Origin of the sequence: Tolypothrix tenuis PCC 7101, assembly GCF_963874875.1 — a bacterium.
GTDB classification, from domain to species: Bacteria; Cyanobacteriota; Cyanobacteriia; order Cyanobacteriales; family Nostocaceae; genus Aulosira; species Aulosira tenue.
Map to the genome: position 1 here is coordinate 3,453,502 of NZ_CAWNJS010000001.1, position 23,112 is coordinate 3,476,613.

At 39.5% G+C, this 23,112-nt stretch carries 22 protein-coding genes; 11 read left to right on the forward strand and 11 right to left on the reverse strand.

Annotated features, from left to right (window positions below; genetic code table 11):
- Nucleotides 1-159: 159 nt before the first annotated feature.
- A complete protein-coding gene (locus AACU25_RS14120) occupies nt 160-1,020 on the reverse strand; it encodes a phosphate/phosphite/phosphonate ABC transporter substrate-binding protein (RefSeq protein WP_096576580.1) in 861 nt (286 codons plus the stop codon).
- Between the two features lie 196 nt (nt 1,021-1,216).
- Between AACU25_RS14120 and AACU25_RS14125 the strand changes: the two genes are divergently transcribed.
- The gene (locus AACU25_RS14125) at nt 1,217-2,128 is read left to right on the forward strand and encodes a c-type heme family protein (RefSeq protein ID WP_096576582.1); all 912 of its coding nucleotides are present in this window, start codon (nt 1,217-1,219) and stop codon (nt 2,126-2,128) included.
- Between the two features lie 19 nt (nt 2,129-2,147).
- Here the strand turns inward: AACU25_RS14125 and AACU25_RS14130 are convergent, their stop codons facing one another.
- Nucleotides 2,148-3,524 carry a serine/threonine-protein kinase gene (locus AACU25_RS14130; protein ID WP_096576584.1) on the reverse strand — a complete coding sequence of 459 codons (1,377 nt, stop codon included), beginning with the start codon at nt 3,522-3,524 and terminating at the stop codon, nt 2,148-2,150.
- Between the two features lie 1,351 nt (nt 3,525-4,875).
- Here AACU25_RS14130 and AACU25_RS14135 point away from each other — a divergent pair.
- The 3 genes from AACU25_RS14135 to AACU25_RS14145 all read left to right on the forward strand — a co-directional run bounded on the left by AACU25_RS14135 (nt 4,876) and on the right by AACU25_RS14145 (nt 8,068).
- The gene (locus AACU25_RS14135) at nt 4,876-5,601 is read left to right on the forward strand and encodes a hypothetical protein (RefSeq protein WP_321206734.1); all 726 of its coding nucleotides are present in this window, start codon (nt 4,876-4,878) and stop codon (nt 5,599-5,601) included.
- A 263-nt stretch (nt 5,602-5,864) separates the two neighbouring features.
- The gene (locus AACU25_RS14140; protein WP_096576588.1) at nt 5,865-6,632 is read left to right on the forward strand and encodes a DUF1350 family protein; all 768 of its coding nucleotides are present in this window, start codon (nt 5,865-5,867) and stop codon (nt 6,630-6,632) included.
- Between the two features lie 299 nt (nt 6,633-6,931).
- The gene (locus AACU25_RS14145; RefSeq protein WP_096576590.1) at nt 6,932-8,068 is read left to right on the forward strand and encodes a SpoIIE family protein phosphatase; all 1,137 of its coding nucleotides are present in this window, start codon (nt 6,932-6,934) and stop codon (nt 8,066-8,068) included.
- On the opposite strand, the gene AACU25_RS14150 is transcribed toward AACU25_RS14145, so the two are convergent.
- From AACU25_RS14150 to AACU25_RS14165, 4 genes are all read right to left on the reverse strand, one after another.
- A complete protein-coding gene (locus tag AACU25_RS14150; RefSeq protein WP_081584031.1) occupies nt 8,065-8,394 on the reverse strand; it encodes an STAS domain-containing protein in 330 nt (109 codons plus the stop codon). The two genes, AACU25_RS14145 and AACU25_RS14150, sit on opposite strands and share 4 nt — an antisense overlap.
- Nucleotides 8,395-8,851: 457 nt before the next feature.
- Nucleotides 8,852-9,550: a nucleotide exchange factor GrpE gene (gene grpE / locus AACU25_RS14155; protein WP_096576592.1), complete on the reverse strand. Its 699-nt coding sequence runs from the start codon at nt 9,548-9,550 to the stop codon at nt 8,852-8,854.
- Between the two features lie 148 nt (nt 9,551-9,698).
- The gene (locus tag AACU25_RS14160) at nt 9,699-10,184 is read right to left on the reverse strand and encodes a Dps family protein (RefSeq protein WP_096576594.1); all 486 of its coding nucleotides are present in this window, start codon (nt 10,182-10,184) and stop codon (nt 9,699-9,701) included.
- Between the two features lie 78 nt (nt 10,185-10,262).
- The gene (locus tag AACU25_RS14165) at nt 10,263-10,526 is read right to left on the reverse strand and encodes a ParB N-terminal domain-containing protein (RefSeq protein WP_096576596.1); all 264 of its coding nucleotides are present in this window, start codon (nt 10,524-10,526) and stop codon (nt 10,263-10,265) included.
- Nucleotides 10,527-10,636: 110 nt separating this feature from the next.
- On the opposite strand from AACU25_RS14165, the gene AACU25_RS14170 reads away from it, so the two are divergent.
- On the forward strand, nt 10,637-12,307 hold the full coding sequence (locus AACU25_RS14170) for a SpoIID/LytB domain-containing protein (protein WP_096576598.1): 1,671 nt from the start codon (nt 10,637-10,639) through the stop codon (nt 12,305-12,307).
- Between the two features lie 152 nt (nt 12,308-12,459).
- Here AACU25_RS14170 and AACU25_RS14175 read toward each other — a convergent pair whose 3' ends face one another.
- Entirely contained in the window at nt 12,460-12,759 is a 300-nt protein-coding gene (locus AACU25_RS14175) for a ferredoxin (protein WP_096576600.1), read from the reverse strand.
- A gap of 1,013 nt (nt 12,760-13,772) precedes the next feature.
- Here AACU25_RS14175 and AACU25_RS14180 point away from each other — a divergent pair.
- Both AACU25_RS14180 and map read left to right on the forward strand, forming a co-directional pair.
- Nucleotides 13,773-14,777: a Gfo/Idh/MocA family oxidoreductase gene (locus tag AACU25_RS14180; RefSeq protein ID WP_096583746.1), complete on the forward strand. Its 1,005-nt coding sequence runs from the start codon at nt 13,773-13,775 to the stop codon at nt 14,775-14,777.
- Between the two features lie 17 nt (nt 14,778-14,794).
- Entirely contained in the window at nt 14,795-15,556 is a 762-nt protein-coding gene (gene map / locus AACU25_RS14185; RefSeq protein ID WP_096576602.1) for a type I methionyl aminopeptidase, read from the forward strand.
- A gap of 47 nt (nt 15,557-15,603) precedes the next feature.
- Here map and AACU25_RS14190 read toward each other — a convergent pair whose 3' ends face one another.
- The 3 genes from AACU25_RS14190 to AACU25_RS14200 form a co-directional block, all read right to left on the reverse strand.
- Nucleotides 15,604-15,972: a four helix bundle protein gene (locus tag AACU25_RS14190; RefSeq protein WP_096576604.1), complete on the reverse strand. Its 369-nt coding sequence runs from the start codon at nt 15,970-15,972 to the stop codon at nt 15,604-15,606.
- A 230-nt stretch (nt 15,973-16,202) separates the two neighbouring features.
- Nucleotides 16,203-17,555, reverse strand: a complete 1,353-nt coding sequence (locus AACU25_RS14195) for a pentapeptide repeat-containing protein (RefSeq protein WP_096576606.1) — start codon at nt 17,553-17,555, stop codon at nt 16,203-16,205.
- A gap of 94 nt (nt 17,556-17,649) precedes the next feature.
- A complete protein-coding gene (locus AACU25_RS14200; protein WP_096576608.1) occupies nt 17,650-17,970 on the reverse strand; it encodes a hypothetical protein in 321 nt (106 codons plus the stop codon).
- Nucleotides 17,971-18,387: 417 nt separating this feature from the next.
- Between AACU25_RS14200 and AACU25_RS14205 the strand changes: the two genes are divergently transcribed.
- The 4 genes from AACU25_RS14205 (at nt 18,388) to AACU25_RS14220 (ending at nt 22,437) form a co-directional block, all read left to right on the forward strand.
- On the forward strand, nt 18,388-19,719 hold the full coding sequence (locus AACU25_RS14205) for a P-loop NTPase family protein (protein ID WP_096576610.1): 1,332 nt from the start codon (nt 18,388-18,390) through the stop codon (nt 19,717-19,719).
- 289 nt (nt 19,720-20,008) lie between these two features.
- Nucleotides 20,009-21,682, forward strand: a complete 1,674-nt coding sequence (locus AACU25_RS14210) for a tetratricopeptide repeat protein (protein ID WP_096576612.1) — start codon at nt 20,009-20,011, stop codon at nt 21,680-21,682.
- Between the two features lie 83 nt (nt 21,683-21,765).
- Nucleotides 21,766-22,092: a DUF433 domain-containing protein gene (locus AACU25_RS14215; RefSeq protein WP_096576614.1), complete on the forward strand. Its 327-nt coding sequence runs from the start codon at nt 21,766-21,768 to the stop codon at nt 22,090-22,092.
- A 3-nt stretch (nt 22,093-22,095) separates the two neighbouring features.
- Complete coding sequence (locus AACU25_RS14220) at nt 22,096-22,437, forward strand: DUF5615 family PIN-like protein (RefSeq protein ID WP_096576616.1); 342 nt, start codon at nt 22,096-22,098, stop codon at nt 22,435-22,437.
- 8 nt (nt 22,438-22,445) lie between these two features.
- On the opposite strand, the gene AACU25_RS14225 is transcribed toward AACU25_RS14220, so the two are convergent.
- Nucleotides 22,446-23,087 (reverse strand): Uma2 family endonuclease, encoded by a 642-nt coding sequence (locus AACU25_RS14225; RefSeq protein ID WP_096576618.1) that lies wholly within the window; start codon nt 23,085-23,087, stop codon nt 22,446-22,448.
- Between the last annotated feature and the right edge of the window lie 25 nt (nt 23,088-23,112).

A 23,112-nucleotide genomic window follows, 5' to 3' on the forward strand; every position in this document is an offset into this window, starting at 1 on the left:
ACTGGGGATTGGGTAATGGGTAATGGGTAATGGGTAATGGGTAATGGGTAATGGGTAATGGGGATTGGGGATTGGGAATTGGAGATAAATAACTTTTGACCCTTGACCCTTGACCCTTGACCTTTGACCTTTGACCCTTGACTCTTAACCAATGACAAACTAACTAATAATTAGCCGTACAGGTTTGTTTTGGAGTTGGGGAGTAATCAATTTCACTCGTTCAACTACAGAAATCATGTACTGGTAATCTGGGATTTTCCCATTGGGTACATATCCAACTTCTTGCGCTAATACTGAAGGAAACTCGCTCATGGCTTTGCGGATAAACTCTTGGCGGTTGCGTTCCACATTGGGGCCAATCAAAACTACACCCGGTGGTACATAGTGCGGGTCTGTGTAGAGTACGCGAAATTCAGTTTGTTGTAATTGTGATTTATAGAGATTAAATTCCGCAATTGACAGCGCACCAGCTGTAGCCTTACCTATAGCGACCCATTCCATAACGGTTTTGGGAGTAGGTGCAGAAACTACCTCAGCCAGTATCAATCCATAAAGATTAAATAGGGGGAAATAATATCCTGTGGCTGAACCCTGCTGACCTAAAGCTACTGTTTGACCTTGTAGCTGTTTCAAGTCCGTGATGGGGCTATCTTTGCGAACCACAAAAATCGAGCGCAAATTACTCACACCTACTAAAGGAAATAATGGCAAGTATTGATAACGCGCGATCGCAATTGCTGCTAACCCTGGTGGTGCAAATACTAAAGACCATGCACGGGATTCCAAGCGCTCAATAGCTTTATTCTCATTAAAAGCAGGCTCTAGCTTCACGTGTGATTTGGTTTTTTCAGCTAAGTAGCGATTAAATTTCGCGAATTGGTTAATTATTTCTTCACCGCCACCGTAGCTAATACTACCTACTGTTAATGAACCAGAAGGCTGCTGTTTTGATTGACATCCTTTTACTGCCAAAAACAGCATTTCTAACAGAAAAATTCGCCGATATAATTTACGAGACATTACTAATTTTGTTTATCAAGAAGTATTTTGATTTTTGGCTAAATTTCTCTAAATCTAGCCATAGAGTACTGTAAATTAATATTTGTTTACTTTTGAAGTATCTGCTCTAAACCAGTTATAAGTAAATTTAGAAGTAAGAATTAGCGGCGTTATCTTTAGGTGCTAATCTGTAAAATTTTGTATAGAAACAATAATTATGCTTGACAAAATTAAAAACTTAAAAATCGGTACTAAGTTTAATTTGCTGTTGATTATCGTTTTTATCATTAGCATTGTAGTCAGTGGTACTGCATTATCAAGTGTACTGCAGAGGAGAGCGCAGAATGAAGTTACTGATAAGGCACTAATTCTCATTAAAACCATGAGTTCAGTGAGAAAATACACACAGGATCGTGTTAATCCCTTACTAGCGCCTCGCCTGGAGACTGAACCAGTATTTATCTCAGAAACAATTCCAGCTTTCTCAGCAACGGAAGTATTTGAAAATTTGCGTAAGAATGAAGAATATAAAAATTTTCTTTATAAAGAAGCGACTCTGAACCCTACTAATTTACGCGATAAAGCTGATCCTTTTGAAGCTCAAATTGTGGAGCGATTCCGAAACAATCCTAAACTACAAGAAATTTCAGATTTTCGAGAGTTCCCTGAAGGAACAGTATTTTATATTGCACGGCCTTTAGCTGTAACACAACAGACTTGTCTGCGATGCCATTCTACTCCCGATCAAGCTCCTAAAAGCCAATTGGCTACTTATGGTTCGACTAATGGCTTTAACTGGAAACTGAATGAGATTGTAGCTGCTCAAATTATTTCCGTCCCTTCAGAAGAGGTTTTTAATAATGCTCAAAAAACTTGGGTTTTGCTGATGGGGCTGTTAATTGTTATCTTTGCTGTGGTAATTGTGCTCATTAACTTTTTAATCAAAAAAACTGTAATTGAGCGCATTAGAAGAATAGAAAGAATCGCTCAAAAAGTGAGTACAGGTGACATGGAATCTAATTTTAATGAAGATTATAAAGATGAAATTGGTGGATTAGCAGCAGCTTTTAACCGCATGAAATATAGTTTAAAAATTGCTATGGATATGCTGAATCAGCAAGGTCAGTAACCAAGTAAATTACTCAACATCAACAAAATAAACGCTGTTGAAATTCCAACGATTTTTGGCGATCGGGAATTTGTGCAGATAAAAGATTTACCAGTTCTAAAGGTGTAATATTTGGCGAAGATTTTATCGCTTTTTGCACAAGAAAAGCACCCATTGGGCCAATTAAATTTACTAATTCTTGCTCGCATTTGCGGACAAAACTATCGCTAATGGTTGGGGTGGTGGTTTGAGGTGCATTCTTCGGCTGAGATTGCGATTTATTAGTAGTTTCTCTCAGAATTAATCGAGACTTCTCTTCAAATTCAGTTTTCTGTTGTCCAGCAAGATGCTGGGTCAAATTATCTATTACCTCTTGGTAGCTATTTGCAGATGCAGCGATTTTCCTTAATAAAGTTGGTGCGAGAGGCCCGACAAGTTCTAACAGCATATCTTCTAAATGCTTCTGTTGTTCAGGAGTCAGAACTGAAGCTGTGGGCTGCTCAAATGTATTTTGTGATGATAAAATCTGCGGTAGCTGAATCGCTGATAATGGCGGTTGCGTGAATTGATTTTCGATTTCTGTATCACTATTAATCTCGAGATTGCGTAACGCCTCTAAAACTTCGGCAGCAGATTGATAGCGTTCTTTAAAATGGTATAACACCATCTTAGATAACACGGCAGCTAAACCAGGGCTGACGTTAGCTTGATTTTCCCAAAGAATTTCTCCTGTATTGGGATCTTCCTGAAGTTGTCTCGGATGTAACCCAGTCAAAGCTTGGATACCAATAATTCCCAAAGAATAAATATCACTATTAGGACGGGGTTTACCTTGTCCCTGTTCTGTAGCCATATATCCAGGGGTACCAATGGCAATTGTAGTTTCTACATGTCCTGTAATTGCTGTTCGTAATTGAGTTTGAATTTGCTTAACTGCGCCAAAGTCAATTAATACTAACTTAGAATCAGTTTGCCGTCTGATAATATTATCCGGCTTGATATCTCGATGAATAACTTGATGCCCATGAACAAAATCTAAGATACTCAAGATTTGTTGCAGAAGTTGAACAACTTGCTCTTCTGTCCAACGTCTACCTGGTAGCAGTTCTGCTTTCAAAGAATATCCTTCAATGAATTCTTGCACCAAAAAGAACTCTTGATTTTCTTCAAAGTAAGCTAAAAGCCGAGGTATTTGGTCATGATAACCCAGTTTTTCCAGGGTTTCTGCTTCGCTGGTAAATAAACGTCTAGCGGTGGTGAGGAATTCAGGATTTTGGGTAAAAGGTTTCAAATGTTTGACAACGCACCTGGGTGAACCTGGCCGATGAGTGTCTTGTGCAATATAAGTTTGACCGAATCCTCCTCCTCCGAGAACTTGGAGGACTTGATAGCGTCCGTCTAGTAAATTTCCTAACATAGTATGACTTGTCTAAGTCCTCACCTTAATCTTGACATAAGTACCACCTTAGGCAGCTCCTATTGAGCAAGAAGCCCCAGACTTGTATCGCTACTAAGTCAGTCAACCATCAAAATGCCAATTTTTTGGGCTTTTAACCTTTTTTAGTTAGTTTTGTGATCTTTCTGCAATGGTGATAGTTACGCAAACCATTCAAAATCAACAAAAAGCTTACTCTATCTTAATTTTGAATTTTGAATTTTGAATTTTGAATTCCGCCTTGCGGTACTAGCCTTTTTTTGAGTTTTCCCATGACGCGCATCCATACTATGACCACAGACAAACACAAGCTGCCAGATGCAACGTCTATCTCCATCATGGTAACCTCAAAAATTGTAGAGTGCGATCGCGTATTTTCTGCAAATGCATCACTTTTAATCTAATTTTGTGCTGGATATATGTAAATACTCAGCTAGGTTAATAAATATTATCTTATCTTGTAAATACAATCAATTATTAGCTTATTCACTAAAATCAATATTAGTTCGCGCTGCAAATGAACTAAATTGCCACTACCATTAAGTGTAGTTATTTTCTTCCCAAAAGAATATTGAAAAGTTGTGATATCGCATTAATAATTATACTTATGGTCTATATCCGCTCAGATATTGTCTGGAAGTTTAGCTAAAAATTAATCAGTTGATTATCTCGAGCAATACTTTTTTTACTGTTTTTCTTAAGCAATGCATCAAATTATTAATTCATAAATCTTATAAAAATATTTTCATATTAAATTTTCTGGGCAATTACTGGAGTCTCTCGACAATACCTAAAAAATAATTTTGAGTTTATTAATTTGTGATAGCTGAAAAGCTAGCTTTGCCCTATCCCCGTTAAAAAATCAAATTTATGTATCTTCAACCTCTATCAATAAAAAGGTTTATTTAGAACTAAGCATTGCTCCTCGGCAATCCGCTAGTTACAATGGTAAAGAACAGCTACATAGGAATAGATTTGCGGGAAAAATACTCACTATTATTGCAAATGCTTGGACGTTGAAGTAATCACAACACTGAGCACTATTCTTGGTGGCAACTGAAGAAGCTGGTTTACCAAATACTATTAAACTTTAACCAAATTATCTGAAAAAAAGAGTATCTTATTGTACAAAAATCAATTACTAGTATAAGTTTGCGTAAATAAAGCTACAATTTTAAATATGCATAAGCCGCGATATTTGACTACAAGGTGTTACTAGTTTGATACCCAGATATTTCTGATATTGGTTAACCAAATGCTTTAATAATTAGCATTCTAGAAATTAGCTTGCTATATTGTACTAAATAACTATTCTGGTGAGGTGGGGAAAGCTGTGCGGGATGATTTACAAGGGTTGGAGATTAGTCCGAGAGATCTACAAAACCTGACTAATCTGCCTGTTAAAGATGAACTCATAAATATCATTAATCCTCTGGGACGCTTTGCCAAGCAAGTTATAGAAAAAATTAAAGGCACTGAAGGCGCAACTGTAGTTTTTATTAGTTTTTCTATTTTGGTTGGTTGCTATCTAATATTCGATTTTATTATTAGATTATTTGACCTATGGCTGACTGCACCTTCTTGGTTAGTGTTTATTGTCTTGGGTTTCTGGGCTGGGGGAGTGACACAATTAGTTTTATATCTTGTGTGGAAAAGACGAGCTAAGTTCCTCAAAGCAAATATGACAAATTCTTTGCGGATTCTCTTAAATGATGTTGATAGATACAATGCCATTATTAAAGCTATAGATATTAATGACCAAATCGAAGATGCTGGTAATCCAGAGGTAACCATTCATCAAAGGCACAGAGTGATTGAAGCTTTAAAACTTACCAGAACCGATTTAGTACGTGCGCTCAAAACAGAAAAGGTTTTGAGAGAAAATAAAAATTTTATTCTCAAAAATAGCGAGCTTTTTGTGAATAATTTAGCCACTTTAACAGCAATGCAAGTAACCGAACAAGCTACTGAACATGGAAGATTACTCAATGAAGCTTTGCAAATTGCTTTAGATGTGCAACACGAAATGAAAAGGTTACAAAATCAGTCGGAAGGTTAATAAGGTTTGTCATTTGTCATTTGTCATTTGTCATTTGGTAATTGGTAATCGGTAATTGGTGTTTGTTATTTTTCCCCCTGCTCCCTGCTCCCTGCTCCTCTGCTTTTTCCCAGTCCCCAGTCCCCAGTCCCCAATCCCCATTACCCCTTATCCCCAGAGGGGGCCCCGAGTTCCCCAGTCCCCAGCTTTTTTACCCAAACGCACCATAGCGGCGATTCCCGTTTTAACATAAAGATGTGTTAAGTAAGCGATCGCCTATCGGCATGGACTGGAAAGAAATTCAAGGTAACTGGGTACTCGTCCCCCTCAATCCCATCGGTATCATCCATTTCCTCGGAGGTGCATTTGTCGCTACTGCACCTCATTTAACTTACCGTTGGGTACTAGAACAACTAGCAGAAAAAGGGTATGTTGTCATTGCTACACCTTTTGTTAATACTTTAGATCATATTGCGATCGCAAATTCTGTACTGCTCAACTTTGAGCGAGCCTTAGAACGTCTCCGCGATTCTTCTTCTTTACGCAAGCTGTATCTTCCTATTTATGGAATTGGACACAGTATGGGTTGCAAACTCCACTTATTAATTGGTAGTGTTCTGGGCGCAGAACGTGCAGGTAACATTCTCATATCCTTTAATAATTACGCTGCGAAAGATGCGATTCCTTTAGTGGAACAATTAAATTCTGCTTTAGCAATTGAGTTTACCCCCACTCCCCTAGAAACAAATAAGCTGGTGCAAGAACGCTACAATGTGCGTCGCAACTTACTGATAAAATTTAGCAATGACACCCTTGACCAATCAGCAGCATTAAGCAAAATATTACAAGAACGCTTTGCGGAGATGGTAACGGTACAAACCTTGCCAGGAACTCATACTACACCTTTAGGCCAAGATTTGAAATGGCAAACAGGAGCATCTTTCACACCTTTGGATGCTCTGGGACAATGGTTTAAGCAAGAAGCATACCGTGATTTGAATCAACTCAAAAATGCTATGCTTTTGTGGCTAAATCCGCTTTCGCCGCCATAATTTTTTATGGCTGTTAAAAGAGAATGAACCCTAACTTCATGAATTATTGATTGCTGTTAGGGGTTTGAGTCAATACAGTTAGGTTAAGGGGGAAAGGGAAAAGGGGAAAAGGATTGAATCCACCATTACCCTTTTCCCAGTTCCTGATTACAAAAATTATTCAGGAATTATATACAACTCATATTTAATTTTTGAAATCAACTCTATGTCCTTTTTGCTTATTACCTTTCTCCGCAAGTGATTTTAGCAACCATACATAATTGCTATAGCAATTACTAACTAGTGCTTCTTGCTTTTTTATGTTTAAAATACTAGTAATTGACGATGACTATTCAATAGTAACCTTCCTCAAAAGAATGTTACAAAAGCAAGGGTATGAGGTAGTCACTGCTAGTAATGGTGAGGAAGGAATTGCCAAAATACTAACTTTTCATCCGGCATTAATTATTTGTGATTGGATTATGCCTGGGTTGAATGGTTTAGAAGTATGTCATCGAATTAAAACAGATCCCAAGCTATCTACTATCTTTTTTATTCTCTTAACTTCTCTAGATTCAGTTGCCGATCGCGTCAAGGGTTTGGATGCTGGAGCCGATGATTTTATCTCTAAACCTATTGAGCAATATGAGTTACTAGCCAGGGTAAGAGCCGGATTAAGATTACATATATTGAGTCGCGATTTGCAAACTCAAAAGCAGCTGCTAGAAGCAGAATTGGCAGAAGCAGCAGAATATGTGCGATCGCTTCTACCGCTACCGCTAACGGAACCACTAACTATTAATTCCCGTTTTATTCCCTCACGACAACTCGGCGGCGATTGTTTTGATTACTACTGGCTTGATTCCGAGTCTTTAGCAATTTATCTATTAGATACAGCCGGACATGGACTCAAAGCCACCCTCCCCTCAATTTCTGTACTCAATTTGCTGCGATCGCGCGCTCTTGGTAACCTGAATTACTATCAACCAAGCTGTGTACTAAAAGCCCTCAATGAGACTTTCCAAATTAATGAGCAAAACGATAAATACTTTACTATTTGGTATGGAGTATACAACAAAGTTAAGCGACAGTTAATTTATGCAACTGCTGGACATCCACCAGCAATATTAGTATCTGGCAAATCTGTTAAGAATACTGAAGTTCAACTTTTGAGAACCCCTGGTATGCCAATTGGAATGTTTCCCGAGGCGAAATATATTGATGGGTTTTGTAATGTTGAAGCCTACAGTAATCTTTATATTTTTAGTGATGGTGCTTACGAAATTACTAAACCAGATGGGAAACTTTGGAGTTTAGACGCATTTATTCAGCTCATTATTAGCTTACGCAATAATGTTGAATCTCCTCTTGAGGAATTATTAAATTACCTCATGGCTTTGCATTCCCAAGAATCTTTTGAGGATGATTTATCTATTATTGAAGTTAACTTTGATTAATTTTTAGCCAGTAAAGTTTGATGAAATTCAGCCTGATTAGGAAATATTTCAAACACTTGATCCATACTTGTCAATTCAAATAATATTCTTACTTGCTCATTAAGCGAGCAAATAGCCAGCTTGCTATCTGAGGCTCTCAATGTTTTAAAAGCTAATACTAAAGTGCCTAAACCAGAACTATCCATAAATGTGACATCTTGAAAATCAACTAATATCGTTTTTGCACCCTTTTCTATTAATTGATTAAGACTTTGACGTAAATCTTGAGATGTCGCTGAATTAATAACACCACTAAGTTTAACCACTTCTACACCTGGTTTAAGCATGATATTTTTATCCTTGATTTTTGTAAAGAAAAGCGTTTGTTATTGTATATTATTATATAATTCTAAGTCATTTCATAACCTTTAAGACTGATTAATGACCATCAATTATCAATGATGGCTATCAGTAAAATCTGAATCTATAACTACAAATTATCAACAAATCAATAACTACTCGTCATAAGCTGCATACAACACCCCCAAATCTTAGCAGCCGGGGTCAAGGGTAGATTGCTTCTATATTTTATCTTTCCCAAAATTAGCAATTTATTTCAGAGGTTATCTGAAATTTTATAGATCTACTTGCTTGATTCTCTATCAAATAATCTAGTTTCATACAGTTAAAGAAAAATATACTCAAGTAAAAATTAAGTTAACCTATTGTTAACCGTTTGCCTATAATGCACGGAGATACAAGATTTTAAGGCTTTTCTCTTGCTATATAAAATTACAGTGATTTTTATTCCTCAATAGGGTTGACTTGAGCTCGATATAATAGTTTGTTGCCTTGTCGGTAACCAATGTTACAAACTTTAACTAGTTCTCCAGGTTGTGAACTTCCTTTTTTCAGTTGGTGCCATTGAGGATCGTAAGGTACTTCTTCATCTACAGATGCGATCGCTTCTATTCCCCAAAGTTGTAATAATTTTTCTAATGGCTTTTGCACCAATGGTACAACTTTAATAGCTGCTAGCTGCTGATTCTCCTTTGCTCTCTGTGCTGCTGTGGGCCATTGCAATAATAAAGGTTCTAAGATTTGTATACTCGTCTGCTGAAACTCTTGCTGCAATAACTCTCGCTGTTGTGCTAACGCTAGTTGCGATCGCTCATATTCTCTTTTTAAATTATCAATTTCCTGTAATAAATTTTGCTCATCAGTTCTCAGTGCTGAGTTATGATTCCTGAGTCCTGAGTTACTTGAATTTTCTTCTTGCTCGCTTGAAACTGAAAAACTATTTACTAAATCATTTAATGTAATTTGTAGTGCTTGCGACAATTTAAGCAGTATATCTACTCGCATCTGCTTTACCTTTCCCTGACGCAGTCGCAAAATTTGGCGCTCTGACACACCAGCAGTACGACTCAGCTCTTTAAAACTGGAAATACCCACTTGTTGCATTAAATCCTGCAACAAATGGGTGAAATTATTATTTGGCATTTGGTATTAGGTGTTTGGTGTTGGGTAATTGGTAATTGGTAATTGGTAATTGGTAATTGGTAATAGAAAGTTCTTCCTCATGTCCCTCATCCCCAGTCCCCAATCCCCAGTCCCCAGTCCCCAGTCCCCAGTCCCCAGTCCCCAGTCCCTATTCTTCCAACAAACTTCTCAGCATCCAAGCTGTCTTCTCATGTACTTGCATCCGTTGCGTTAGCAAATCGGCGGTAGGTTCGTCATTGACTTCATCGACTACAGGAAAGACAGAACGCGCAGTTCTGACTACGGATTCTTGTCCTTCTACTAAGAGGCGAATCATTTCTGTAGCTTTAGGAACTCCAGGAGTTTCAGGAATTGAACTAAGTTTTACATATTCACTGTATGTTCCAGGTGCGGGGTAGCCAAGTGCTCTGATGCGTTCGGCAATTAAATCCACTGCTAGGGCTAATTCTGTATACTGGGTCTCAAACATTAAGTGCAAGGTTTGGAACATTGGCCCAGTTACATTCCAATGGAAATTATGCGTTTTGAGATACAGGGTGTAGGTATCAGCCAACAGCCGAGACAATCCCTCAGCGATTTTAGCTCTACTAGCATCATCAATACCAATATTTAGAGTTTCTGGTTTAGATGGCATAATTTTCTCCTAATCGGTTATTAAATTTAGTTGTCTGTTGTCTCTTGCTGCTTTTTTTGATTACCCATTGACATTGAATCATGCTAAGTGCATCTTGAGAACGCTACGGGGAGCTTTACGGACTCTAGCTAAGATTGTTTCTTTACCTAGACGCTGGCAAGCTTCATACCTATGGCAACCTGAAAAGCCATAATAGAGTCCTTCTACTTCAAGGACATCAATAGGTTCTTGTTGTCCGATCGCAGCAATCGATTCCATTAAGGCTTGTACTTTCTGCGGATCGTTTCTCCGGGGCAACGGCCGCTTTATCTGGTTGAGTGGAATTTCTTGGATTTTAACCATAAGGGTTTGTCTAGCTAATTCCCTTCTGTGACTATATATAAATCATAGTCGTTATGACTTCGTTTTGCAACCTTTGGGGCAAAACCGGTAATGGTATCATTGGAGCAATCATGCGACAAAACCAATTCGTTACAAAGCAACGAGCAAACCTGCCCCAACGCCGCACAGCGAGGGATAATCAGCTTTCTCATAAGATTTTGTACTGGCATTTCCCCCGGACTCTACTAATAGGGTTTTGCCTATTAGGGCTAACTGCGGCATCTGGCTCTGAGAGTAGAAGCAAGGATGTAGTATTAAAAATTGGGATTGTGCAAAGGTTTGGAGAGCAACCCACAGCCAAGCTGCAATTAGAACCAAGTAAAGGCGATCGCTTAAAGCTGAGATTTAAGACAGGTAACCGGGAGCAAACTTTAGTTACCCAAAACCCTGTCAAGCTAGAAATAGCAATGCAAGCTTTACCCCAAGCAGCAGTTGATGAGGTATTAGTTTTAGGCACCTTCCGTACCTTTGAAACGGCTGAAGATAGCGCTCAAAAATGGCGCGAACAGGGAATAGAGGTAGAAATTGCCCAGCCGGAACGCTGGCAAGTTTGGGCAAAACGAGATGTTTACAATACTCCCTTACTAAGAAGGTTGCTATTGCAGAGCTTGCAAGCTTCCGATCAGAATAATCTGATATACCTGGATACCAAAGTTTCCCAAAAAACGCCGTTAGTGAGTTGGGTAATCAATGGCAACCGCTACAGCCGGAATAATGTAAAAATTAGCACTGATAAAAATTTAATTCGGGTAAATAAAACTGAAAATCCTGATCAGGCTCGGCTTTATGCTGGTGAGATGAACTTACAGCCTAACGCTTATGGTACGTATACTCTGGTTAATCTAGTACCATTAGAAACATATTTGCGGGGTGTTGTCCCTAATGAAATTGGTGCCAATGCACCAAAGGCATCTTTGGAAGCACAAGCGATTCTAGCTCGTACTTATGTTTTAAGGAATTTACGTAGATTTGCGGTTGATGACTACGAATTATGTGCTGATACGCACTGCCAAGTTTATTATGGGTTAAATGGCGTAGCACCCAATACGGATAAAGCGATCGCAGCTACTAGGGGTATGGTGTTAACTTATCAAAACCAGCTAGTAGATGCTCTCTATTCCTCCACTACAGGCGGCGTGACTGCTTCTTTTAGCGATATTTGGAATGGGGATGATCGTCCTTATCTCAAGCCAGTAGTTGATGCTTCTTTGAATATCTGGGATTTATCTAAACAGAATTTAGCAGATGAAAATAACTTTCAGAAATTTATTACTCTTGAAAAAGGATTTAATGAAAGCGAGTGGGATCTATTTCGTTGGCGCAAAGAAAGCAGCATAGAAGATATTACTAAGGACTTGCAGAAATTTTTGCGAGTGAAGAAAAGCCCCTACAGTAAATTGAAAAGTATTCAAGCCATGTCTGTAGTCAAGCGTTCTGCTAGCGGACGCATTCTCGATTTAGCCATCAAATCAGACATTGGTGTCTTCACTTTACATAAAGACGAAGTACGTAGCGCCTTTGCTGCTCCTATTAGCACGCTATTTTATTTACAACCCCTCAACAAAGGCAAACCAGAACTGTGGGGATACGCCTTTGTGGGTGGAGGATTTGGACATGGAGTTGGCTTGAGTCAGACTGGCGCGCAAAACCTAGCTAAGTTAGGTTGGTCAAACCAAAAAATTCTGCAATTCTATTATCCGGGAACGCAAGTCAAACTTCTCAGCGATGAAATTAAACCGTAAAACTGTTGTTGAGTAGAGACGCGATTAATCGCGTCTCTGCAACTTTTACCGCCTGAGTATTCATCTAGAGGCTGCGCGTTTGATTGCAGCACTAGATGAATGCGGGAATTAAATCAACCTTTTAACAGATTTGTGATTCAGGCGGCTAATTCTTAGTACAGTTCTTCTTCTTTGTGAGTTTCGATGGTGCAATCAGACGTTGGATAAGCGACACAGGTCAGAACATATCCAGCTTCAATTTGATCGTCATCTAAGAAAGACTGATCGCCTTGGTCAATAGTACCTTTTACGAGTTTACCTGCACAGGTAGAGCAAGCACCAGCGCGGCAAGAATAGGGTAGGTCAAGACCAGCTTCTTCAGCAGCGTCTAGAATATAAGTATCGCTATCAACGTCAATTGTTGTGTTAATGCCTTCAGCTTCGCTGACTAATGTTACTTTGTAAGTCGCCATTTCAGTAATCCTCTCTTTTTGCAAACGGCAGTATAAGTTATCCTAAAGCAAAGGTAGGCAAAGCCCACGGCTGCTCTTATGGGATTAGCCGCATTTAAAATTTGCTTCAATTCTGATACTACGAGAAAAAGAAAAGGATGTAACTGGAATTTGTCCGCGATTAGTAATGAAATTTAGTTATTTAATCCTAATAAGTTTTGCTTATATATTTAATCCCTTATTAAGGCTGTTATTAGAAAAAGTTATCGTTACTCTCAACAAAGATCAATGATTTGATGGCGGGGCATTGGGCATGGGGCATTGGGCATTGGGCATTGGGCATTGGGCATTGGGCATGGGAAAGACAGATTGTTAGGTATTTCCAAGGAATAAATTATTCCATCTTGTGGGGCGGGCATCTTGCCCGCCACATAAACTGGGCGGACAAGATGTCCACCCCACAATAAATACTGGGATATTTTTTTATTTGAAAGTCCCTTATGCTGGGTTGTGCAAAAGCTGACAATCGTTCCTTGATGGTATAAGCCCCCCTTTCCCTTTTCCCTCGCCCCACCTTTGGGTTTGAGTCCCACGCCACAGACATTCCCTGTTGCCCGTTAATCCAAAATCCTCTCTTGGAAAGTCTGAGCGGAGGTTTCCTCCGCTCAGACTTTCCGCAAAATCTAAAATTGTTTGACGTGGAGATACTCGGTTTTTTCAGGACTTCTACAAAACCTTGCTTTACGTCCAACCCGCAGGATATGGTATCGTTATTTGCGCCGTCTAAAATCTCTGTATGTAATTAGCTTTATAGGCGGAATAACTTTGAAGAGTGCTGAGTTAGAATACCGCCCACAAGGAAGTTTACTTTTATCCTGGGGTTCAGTAGTTCCCAATAACGGAAAACCCGTCTTTTGGGCTACTTCACTAATTACATGAGTTTGAGTACTTTTTCTGCACTCAGGACTCAGGACTCACTGCTCAGTACTGGCTTTACCCATACAGAAAAACTACAAACAGAACTAGTAACTGTCATGTACAATTCCGAGGCATCTTCAAAAACAGCAAAAGTGCGGGTAGGGCTGGTTGGTACAGGGTATGCGGCAAAGTTTCGCAGTGAGGCTTTGTTGCATGATGCGCGATCGCATTTAGTGGCGATCGCGGGCAATGAATTAGCAAATACGGAAGCCTTCGCGCAACAATACCAGGCTGAAGCTGTGAGTTCTTGGGAACAGCTAGTAGAAAGAGACGATATCGATTTGGTTATTATTTCCACCATTAACCGAGATCATGGAACGATCGCTCGTGCTGCCCTCACTCATGGCAAACACGTGATTGTAGAATATCCCTTAGCTTTGGATGTCGTAGAAGCTCAGGAAATTATCGCTTTAGCCAAAGCCAACAACAAAGTATTACACGTTGAACATATTGAAATTTTAGGTGGACTGCATCAAGCTTTACGGCAACACATAGAGAAAGTGGGGCATATCTTTTATGTTCGCTACAGCACAGTTACTCCACTGCATCCAGCACCCCGCAAATGGACTTATAACCATGAGTTTTTCGGTTTTCCGCTAATGGGTGCGCTTTCGCGATTACATCGCCTCACAGATTTATTTGGTGAAGTCTTTTCAGTGAATTGCCATCAACGCTTTTGGCAAACAGAAACAGACTATTTTCAAACCTGTTTTTGCATTGCACAATTGTGCTTTACTAGTGGATTATTAGCGCAAGTAGTTTATGGTAAAGGCGAAACCCTGTGGCAACAAGAACGCAAATTTGAAGTTCATGGTGAACAAGGCGGATTAATTTTTGAAGGCGAAAAAGGATTGTTTGTGCAAGCAGGGGAAACAACACCCATAGAAGTTGGAACCCGTCGGGGTTTATTTGCTAAAGACACTACTATGGTGTTAGATCATATTCTTGATGGCACGCCTTTATATGTCACTCCAGAACAGAGCTTATACACCTTAAAGGTTGCTGAAGCTGCCAGACGAGCTGCGGATACAGGCTTAACTATATTTATCAAAGATATTTAAGACATTAACTAAACTCTATGAGAACCGAAACAATCGTTATTTTATCTCAACGTGAAATCGAAAAGATGCGGAAGGCGGGACGTTTAGCAGCCCAGCTTTTACAGCATCTCGAACCAATGGTGAAGCCTGGGGTGAGTACTCAAGAACTTAATGATGAAGCCGAACGCTGGACACAAGCACATGGAGCCAAAAGCGCACCTTTAGGTTACAAAGGCTTTCCCAAATCTATTTGTACAAGTGTGAATGAGGTGATTTGTCACGGCATTCCCAATGTTAAACAAATTCTCCGGGATGGTGACATTATTAACATTGATGTTACGCCAATTGTTGATGGTTACCACGGCGATACATCGAAGACATTCTTAGTAGGTAATCCTGCACCAAAGACGAAAAAATTGGTAGAAGTGACAGAGGAATGTCTGCTGCGAGGAATTGCGGAAGTCAAACCAGGTGCGCGCATTGGCGATATTGGTGCAGCCATTCAAGAGTATGCAGAAGCACAAGGCTTTTCTGTAGTGCGTGATTTTGTCGGACATGGCATTAGTAACGTATTTCACACTGCGCCAGATATTCCCCACTATGGTACACGTGGCAAAGGTAAAAAGCTGAGAGCAGGGATGGTATTTACAATTGAGCCAATGATTAACGAAGGTACTTGGGAAGTTGAAGTTCTCAGCGATAAGTGGACAGCGGTGACGCGCGATCGCAAACTTTCAGCACAGTTTGAACATACGATTGCTGTGACTGAAGATGGTGTGGAGATTCTCACTGCACTTTAGGGAATTGGTAATTGGTAATTGGTAATTGGTAATTGGTAATTGGCTGTTTAGTCATTACCATTGCCAATTGAATTTAAGTAAGCATTGAGCTTAGGGGATAATTCTTCGATGATTGGTTTGAGAATATTTACTTGTTCATTTGTTAAGAGATTTCGCCTATAAGCTAGTCGCATCCAATGAATTGTTTCATTCATCGAACCTCTAGCAATTTTCACAAATCTTTTATTATCTTGAAAGTTATAACGTCCTCTTCCCTCTGCAATATTGGCTCCAATACTATCTGCTGCTCGTATAATCTGTTTGCCAATTGTATCTTTCGGAAAATTATCCCATCTTAAAACTATTTTCCAAATTTCATTACCTAACTTTTCAGATAATTTATAAACCTGTAAATCTTCAAAATCAGGCCGCCCCATATTATTTCTCCAATAACTAATCACCCATTGCACTACTTATAGTTTTCCCAGAAAAATACCTAATCTTGCCTCAGTATGCCCGTAAAATGAAAATTTATTTCAAGTAGTGGAAGGGGAAAAGGCAAGAGTCAAAGGGAAAATTGCAGAGGAGTCATCACAACTCCTCTTTACCAATTACCAATTACCAATTACCAATTACCAATTACCAATTACCAATCACCAATTACCAATTACCGCCCCAACTTATTAGGAATACCCTCACAACCGCCAGGAATTGTACTTCTAGATTGTTCGCCACACCAAGCGCAGCAATAATAACGTGCTGAATCAGTCATTCGCTGCACATCTGTAAAATCGGCATTTTCTACGACAGCGCCAGTGTGTTCGCCAGTGTGATAATTTGGCGGTTCGGTGCGGCTGCGGGGTGATGCTTTTTCTACTGAACCATAAAAGAGACGTACTCCGTTTAAATCGGCGTTGCGGAGTTTGGCATCATATAAAATGGTACGGGAAAGGTTGGCTTTGACTAAATCACAACCGCTGAGGTCGGCGCGGACAAGATTAGCTTCGCTGAGATCAGTCCAGCGTAAATCTGTACCAGCTAAATCTGCGCCAGCTAGCATTACGCCTAAATCGATGACACGCACACCTTCGAGACGGTCTTCAGCATATCCACCAATACCGTTAAGAATAGCTCTTCCCAAACGCCGATCGCGTTTTAGGGGTGTAAGTAATTTGGAACGGGAAAGAAAGCGGAGAATCTTCGCTTTTCCGCTACCATCAACACTACTAAAAATTGCGGCTGTGCGTCCTTCTGCAATTGACCTTTCTTGCGGCCAATCTTCTAATAGTCCTTCTTCATCTAAGACTAAATCGGAAATACCTTGAAAATACGAGTCGATTGTTTGCTGCTGAGTAATGATATTTTGTTGCACTGTCAGCAGATTTTGCTGAATTGTTAAGTCTTTGGAAATGACGTATTGTCGCCAAGCTACGTAAACAGCAATGATGGCGATGAGAATTTGTCCCAAAGCGCCGAACCATTCCGCCAAAGTTCCAGAAGCTTCCCAATTAATTTTGCGTCCGGTGGCTAATAAGCGATCGCCTAAACCCGAAAATCTCACAAAGCCAATGAGCGCTACAATTAGTCCGATAAACGCAATGAACAGCGTTCTATCTTGGGGTGTGAACCACTTGATGAGCAGATTTTGCACCCAAGGCCAGAGCATCGCTAGGGATAATATTAAGGTGATCAGCGTTCCGAAAGCACCAATAAACCAGTTATTCAGGATTAATCCCAGGATAGTAATTGCGATCGCTAATAAAGTAAGTACTAATGCTCTGGTTTTGACAGAAAATTGATTGCTCTTTGCTGGCTGGAAAAAAGAACGAGCTTGTTTAAGTGCTGCGGTATTTTGTGGCGATTGCAAAGCGGAAATTGCAGCTAAAGCCTGTTGTGTCGCCAATCCTTCTGGTGTCAGGTGATGCTCACCTGTACCACCATCAAAATCATCTGGTTGTAAATCATCTTCTGAGAAGGGTTCTGGGGTTGGGATGTCGGAAGAGTTGGAATCATTCGTCATTCTTTCTATTTTGCCCCACCATACTCAGTTCAGCGTGATATGCGTCTAGACAAATATTTTCTCGTTAGGGCTGTCCACGGTCAAGAGTCAAGAGTCAAAAGTCAAAAACTACACCCGTGAGTTGATCAACGAATACTATAGAATCGCGAATGAGGCTTTTTTGCTCGTCAACGAGGTTATTTTGCTCGTTAATGAGGTTATTTTGCTCGTTAATGAGGTTATTTTGCTCGTCAGCGAGGTTATTTTGCTCGTTAATGAGGTTATTTTGCTCGTTAATGAGGTTATTTTGCTCGTCAGCGAGGTTATTTTGCTCGTCAGCGAGGTTATTTTGCTCGTCAATGAGGCTTTTTTGCTCGTTAATGAGGTTATTTTGCTCGTCAGCGAGGCTTTGAGCTTCATTAGACTTCTTGCACAAATACAAAACTTACCCTCATCCCCCAGCCCCCAATACTGCTTGGTTAAGGATTTTCAACTCGGAATTTGGTTTGGGGAAAAGGTGAAAGGGTAAGGGTTAAAGGTTTTTCTTGCCCCTTTTCCCCTTCCCCTTTTACCCTTAACCGACAAGTATTGCCCCAGCCCCTTCTCCCGAAATTGAGAGAAGGGGAGTCGATATCAAAGTCCCTCTCCCATGCTTGAGAGAGGGATTTAGGGTGAGGGCAAAGATTCATGCAAGAGGTCTATTTTCAAGGTAAGGTGCGTTACGCCGTAGGCTAACGCACCAGAAATTCTCATGTTACTGGAAGCCAAAACAATCACATACCCAACAATTCCATTGTCTACCTAGATCTGAAAGTTTGCGATAATATGGCGCTAAAATCAGCAACTCAGATTTATGACGCAGGATTTTGCATTATTAAAGCGGATATACAATGCTTTTGACCCATTTCGCCCCTTACCCGCAGGAGATCCGGCTTATGTTGATTGTACAGAAGTGCGGGGAGATGGGGACATATTAGTAGAAGTCGGCAGAGAGATTTTATATTCAGATAGAATGACCTCGCAACTGTATGCAGGTCATCGCGGTGCGGGGAAATCTACAGAATTGCTGCGGTTACAAAAATATTTAGATGAGCAAGGTTGCTTTGTAGTTTATTTTGCCGCCGATGAACAAGATATTGAACCAGAAGATGCCCAATATACTGATATTCTGTTAGCTTGTACCCGCCATTTACTAGAAGCATTAAAAGATAGTACTTCTCCAGCTAGTTTGTTGAACTGGTTAAGCGAACGTTGGCAAGATTTAAAAGATTTAGCATTAACTGAAGTTTCCTTACAAAGCTTAAGTATAGAAGGACAAATTTCCCAATTTGCTAAATTAACGGCAAATTTGCGAACAGAACCCACCCAACGCCAAAAAATTCGCGAGCGTGTCAATCCGCATACAATTACTTTGATTGCAGCATTAAATGAATTTATTCAAGATGCTAAAAAGCATTTACCTGCAGGATATTCTCAACTTGTATTAATTGCTGATAACTTAGACCGGATTGTACCGATAGCTCAAGAAGATGGACGCAGCAATCACGACCAAATTTTTCTTGACCGTAGCGAACAACTGCAAGCTTTAGATTGTCATTTGCTGTACACAATACCCATTTCTTTGCTGTATTCCAATCGCGCTGCAGACCTAGCCAATATTTATGGTAATACTCAAGTATTGCCGATGATAATGGTGCAAACGCCAGATAATCAACCATATCAACGGGGAATTAATAAAGTTACAGAAATTCTGCAAAAGCGTCTGAGTTTAATCGACCCAAGCTTATCGATAGTCGATATGTTTGAGCAGCGAGAAGCTTTAGAAAGACTGTGCCTGATGAGTGGAGGTCATGTGCGAAATTTATTATTATTAATGAAGGAGGCGATTAAATACACTAACAGCTTACCCATTCCTACCAGAGCTTTACAGCGCTCATTTAGTGAGTTGCGAAATACTTATCGAAATACAGTTTTTGCTAATGAATGGGAAGCACTGACAAATGTGTATCATTCTAAAGAAATAGAAAACGATTCATTGTATCGAGGTTTATTATTTAATCGCTGTATTTTAGAATATCGTTATTTAAATGGAGATGGAGAAAGTCAAGTTTGGTATGATATTCATCCTCTCATTAAGGGAATTAAAGAATTTCAAGATACCTTTAATCGATTGTATCCAGCATAGAAATAAATACAGATGTTATGAACAATACTTTCACAAAAATGCAAGAACCTAGTACTAGCTGCAAGATCCCCGACTTCTTGAAGGATGCAGCTGGCGAATAGGGGGTAAGACCCCTCAAATAAACGATAAAACAAGGCTTTCAAAAGGCGATCGCATTATGAGGATTGCGTCTTAAACCCTATAAAATCGTGGTGGTGAGGGGTGTCACCTACCATTCGCCAGCTGTATCCTTGAAGAAGTCGGGGATCTGACCCCTCTTTACCCTATCAGGTATTACACAGCTAAGATTATGACCCTAAAACTGACTGATTGGGATGAGGATTTACCATCAGAAGAAGATGAAGAATATCAAGCTTTAGTCCGTACACTGAATTTTACAGAAAGTTTTGGCTTATTATTTGTCCGTTGCTCTCCGGCTGAAGGTGAGCAGTTAATTGCTAAAGTAAAAGAAGATATTTCCAATAAAAATATTGAAGTACTACGACTTGAACAAGACGTTGATAATTTATATGAAATAATTAATACTTTAGGCAATAAAGAACAAATAAATATTTTATTTATTACAGGGTTAGAGCATTCGTTTTATAAATATGAAGAATGCAAAAGCTTAATGGGTTGGAATAGTAGAGATATTTATTTATATAGTTGGAATGGTGTTCCGCCTGTTTTAATTAACTTAAACCAACAGCGAGAACGGTTTAAAGAGAACTTTAATATCTGTTTTGTGTTCTTGCTACCGATATTTGCAATTAAATATTTTATTCAACGTGCGCCAGACTTTTTTGATTGGCGTTCAGGCTTGTTTGAAGTTCCTATAGATTCAGAAACTTTAGAACAAGAGTCATCACGCATTATTCAGGATGGAAATTATGAAAAGTATCTCGCTCTAACTCCAGAAGAAAGAACTCAAGAAATACTAAAAATTCAAGAATTAATAGCACAAACCTATCAAACGCCTGATCGTCAATATTATTTACTGATTAACCTGGGGAGTTTGCACTTAGCTGGACAAGATTACAAAGAAGCGATGGATACCTACGAAAAAGCACTAGAAATTAAACCAGATGACCGCTATGCTTTAAACTTAAGAGGAATTGCGCTATTAAATTTAGGACGCTATGAAGAAGCAGTTGCATCCTATAACAAAGGCTTGAAGATTCAACCAGACCAGTATGCTTGGTATTTCAGGGGGAATGCGCTCAGGAATTTAGGACACTATGAAGAAGCGATTGCATCCTATGACAAAGCACTCGAACTTAAACCTGATTACCACCAAGCTTGGTATTTCCGGGGGAATGCGCTCAGGAATTTAGGACGCTATGAAGAAGCGATTGCATCCTATGACAAAGCACTCGAACTTAAACCTGATTACCATCAAGCTTGGTATTTCCGGGGGAATGCACTAAGTGATTTAGGACGCTATGAAGAAGCTATCGGCACTTACGAGCAAGCCATCCAGATTAAACCTGATTTACACCAAGCTTGGTACAACAAAGGCAATGTACTGTCTGCTATAGGACGCTATGAAGAAGCTATCGTATCCTACAACAAAGCATTGGAATTTCAACCTGATGATCACGCAACTTGGAAAAGCAGGGGAATTGCACTCCAAAATTTAGAACATTATGAAGAAGCAGTTGCATCCTACAAGAAAGTGCTAGCAATTAAACCTGATGACCACCAAGCTTGGGGCAATAGGGGAATTGCACTAATCCGTTTAGGACACAATCAAGAAGCAATCACATCATTCGATAAAGTATTGGAAATTCAACCTGATGACTACCGAGTTTATTACAATAAAGCTTGCTGTTATGCACTTCAAAGTAATATTGAGCAGGCATTAGAAAATCTGCGACAAGCAATTAACCTAAATCCTGATAAATATCGAGAAATGGCAAAAACTGACTCTGATTTTGATAGCATTCGAGATGATGAGCTCTTTCAAGCATTGATTCAAGGATAGCTAATGAGTAATGCATCTAATCTATAAGAGATAAAACCCCACCGCTACAATATAAATACAATCAACATTTTGCTAGTTACCTTATGACTCTCAAAGAACTAGAAAATCAAATCCTTGCACTACTGCCAACAGAAAAGGCGGCAATTATCCAAAGCCTAACTCAAAGCATCAATATTGGAGCAAAAGGTATTACTAAAACTCCTGGTGTTTGTGGTGGAGAAGCCTGTATCGCTGGAACTAGGATTGCAGTTTGGCTATTAGTCGAAGCACGCCGTTTGGGAATTACTGAAGTTCAAATTTTGCAAGATTATCCACATATCAGCGCAGCAGATTTAGTTAATGCTTGGATCTATGCAGATGCTTATCCTGAAGAAATTGAAGCAGCTATCCGTGCTAATGAGGCTGCTTAAATCATGGCACGTTTATATGCTGATGAAATGTTCCCTCAGCAAGTGAGTGAATTATTACGCACGATGGGGCATGATGTTTTAACAGTACAAGAAGCTGGTAATGCAAATTTAGGTATTCCCGATGAGGAAGTGTTAGCTTTTGCAATCAGCGATAATCGAGCTGTTATTACACTAAATCGTCAAGACTTTATCAAACTGCATAAAAGCTTACCAGAACATTTAGGTATTATTGTTTGTACAAATGATGCTGATAGGTCGCGAATGGCAACTCGAATTAGTGAAGCAATTAATCAAGAAGAAACATTAACAGGTAAGTTGATTCGCGTTGTACGCCCTAGCAATTGAAAGCGATATCAAATTTGCTCTCTCACCCATTTCCTAAATGCTCTTAATGCTGGACTTCTCCCCACAGTTCGGCTTTGTTCAACAAAACGAAGAATTGTTTCCACAATAGGCAAATTAGGAAAATTAGGACTAATTTCTGATTGAATATATTTACCATTCCGAAAAAGATTAATTTGTAACTTGCCATCTTCATATAACCAAAGTTCAGGAACTCTTAAAGCCTCGTAAGCCTCCAGTTGAGTTTTAGAAGTAACATCAACTTCAATTACTAAATCGGGTGGTGGATCAACTGTTAAATCGATGCGCTCTTTACCAATCATTTGAGCATGATTTTGAATGTAAAATGAATCATCTGGCTCTACACCACAAGCCATATCTTCACGTTTAAAGGTGGTTGAGCCAAAACTTTCGCAATCAATCTCTAACTCCTCTAGCAAAATTTTGACTAAATCCCCAATAATAACTTTAGCTACTTCATGCTTTGGTAATGGCATTCTCATCTCCAACGTTCCCTGGCTGTAAGCTAATCGCGCTGCTCGATGGTCGCCAAGTTCTTCTAAAATTGCTTGAAATTCTTGCCAATTAACATTGTGAAGTATCACTCTGTGTCCCGGCGGAACACTTAATTGTCGTAATTGAAGTGTTACCATTACTAACCACTAAATTGAAGTCGTA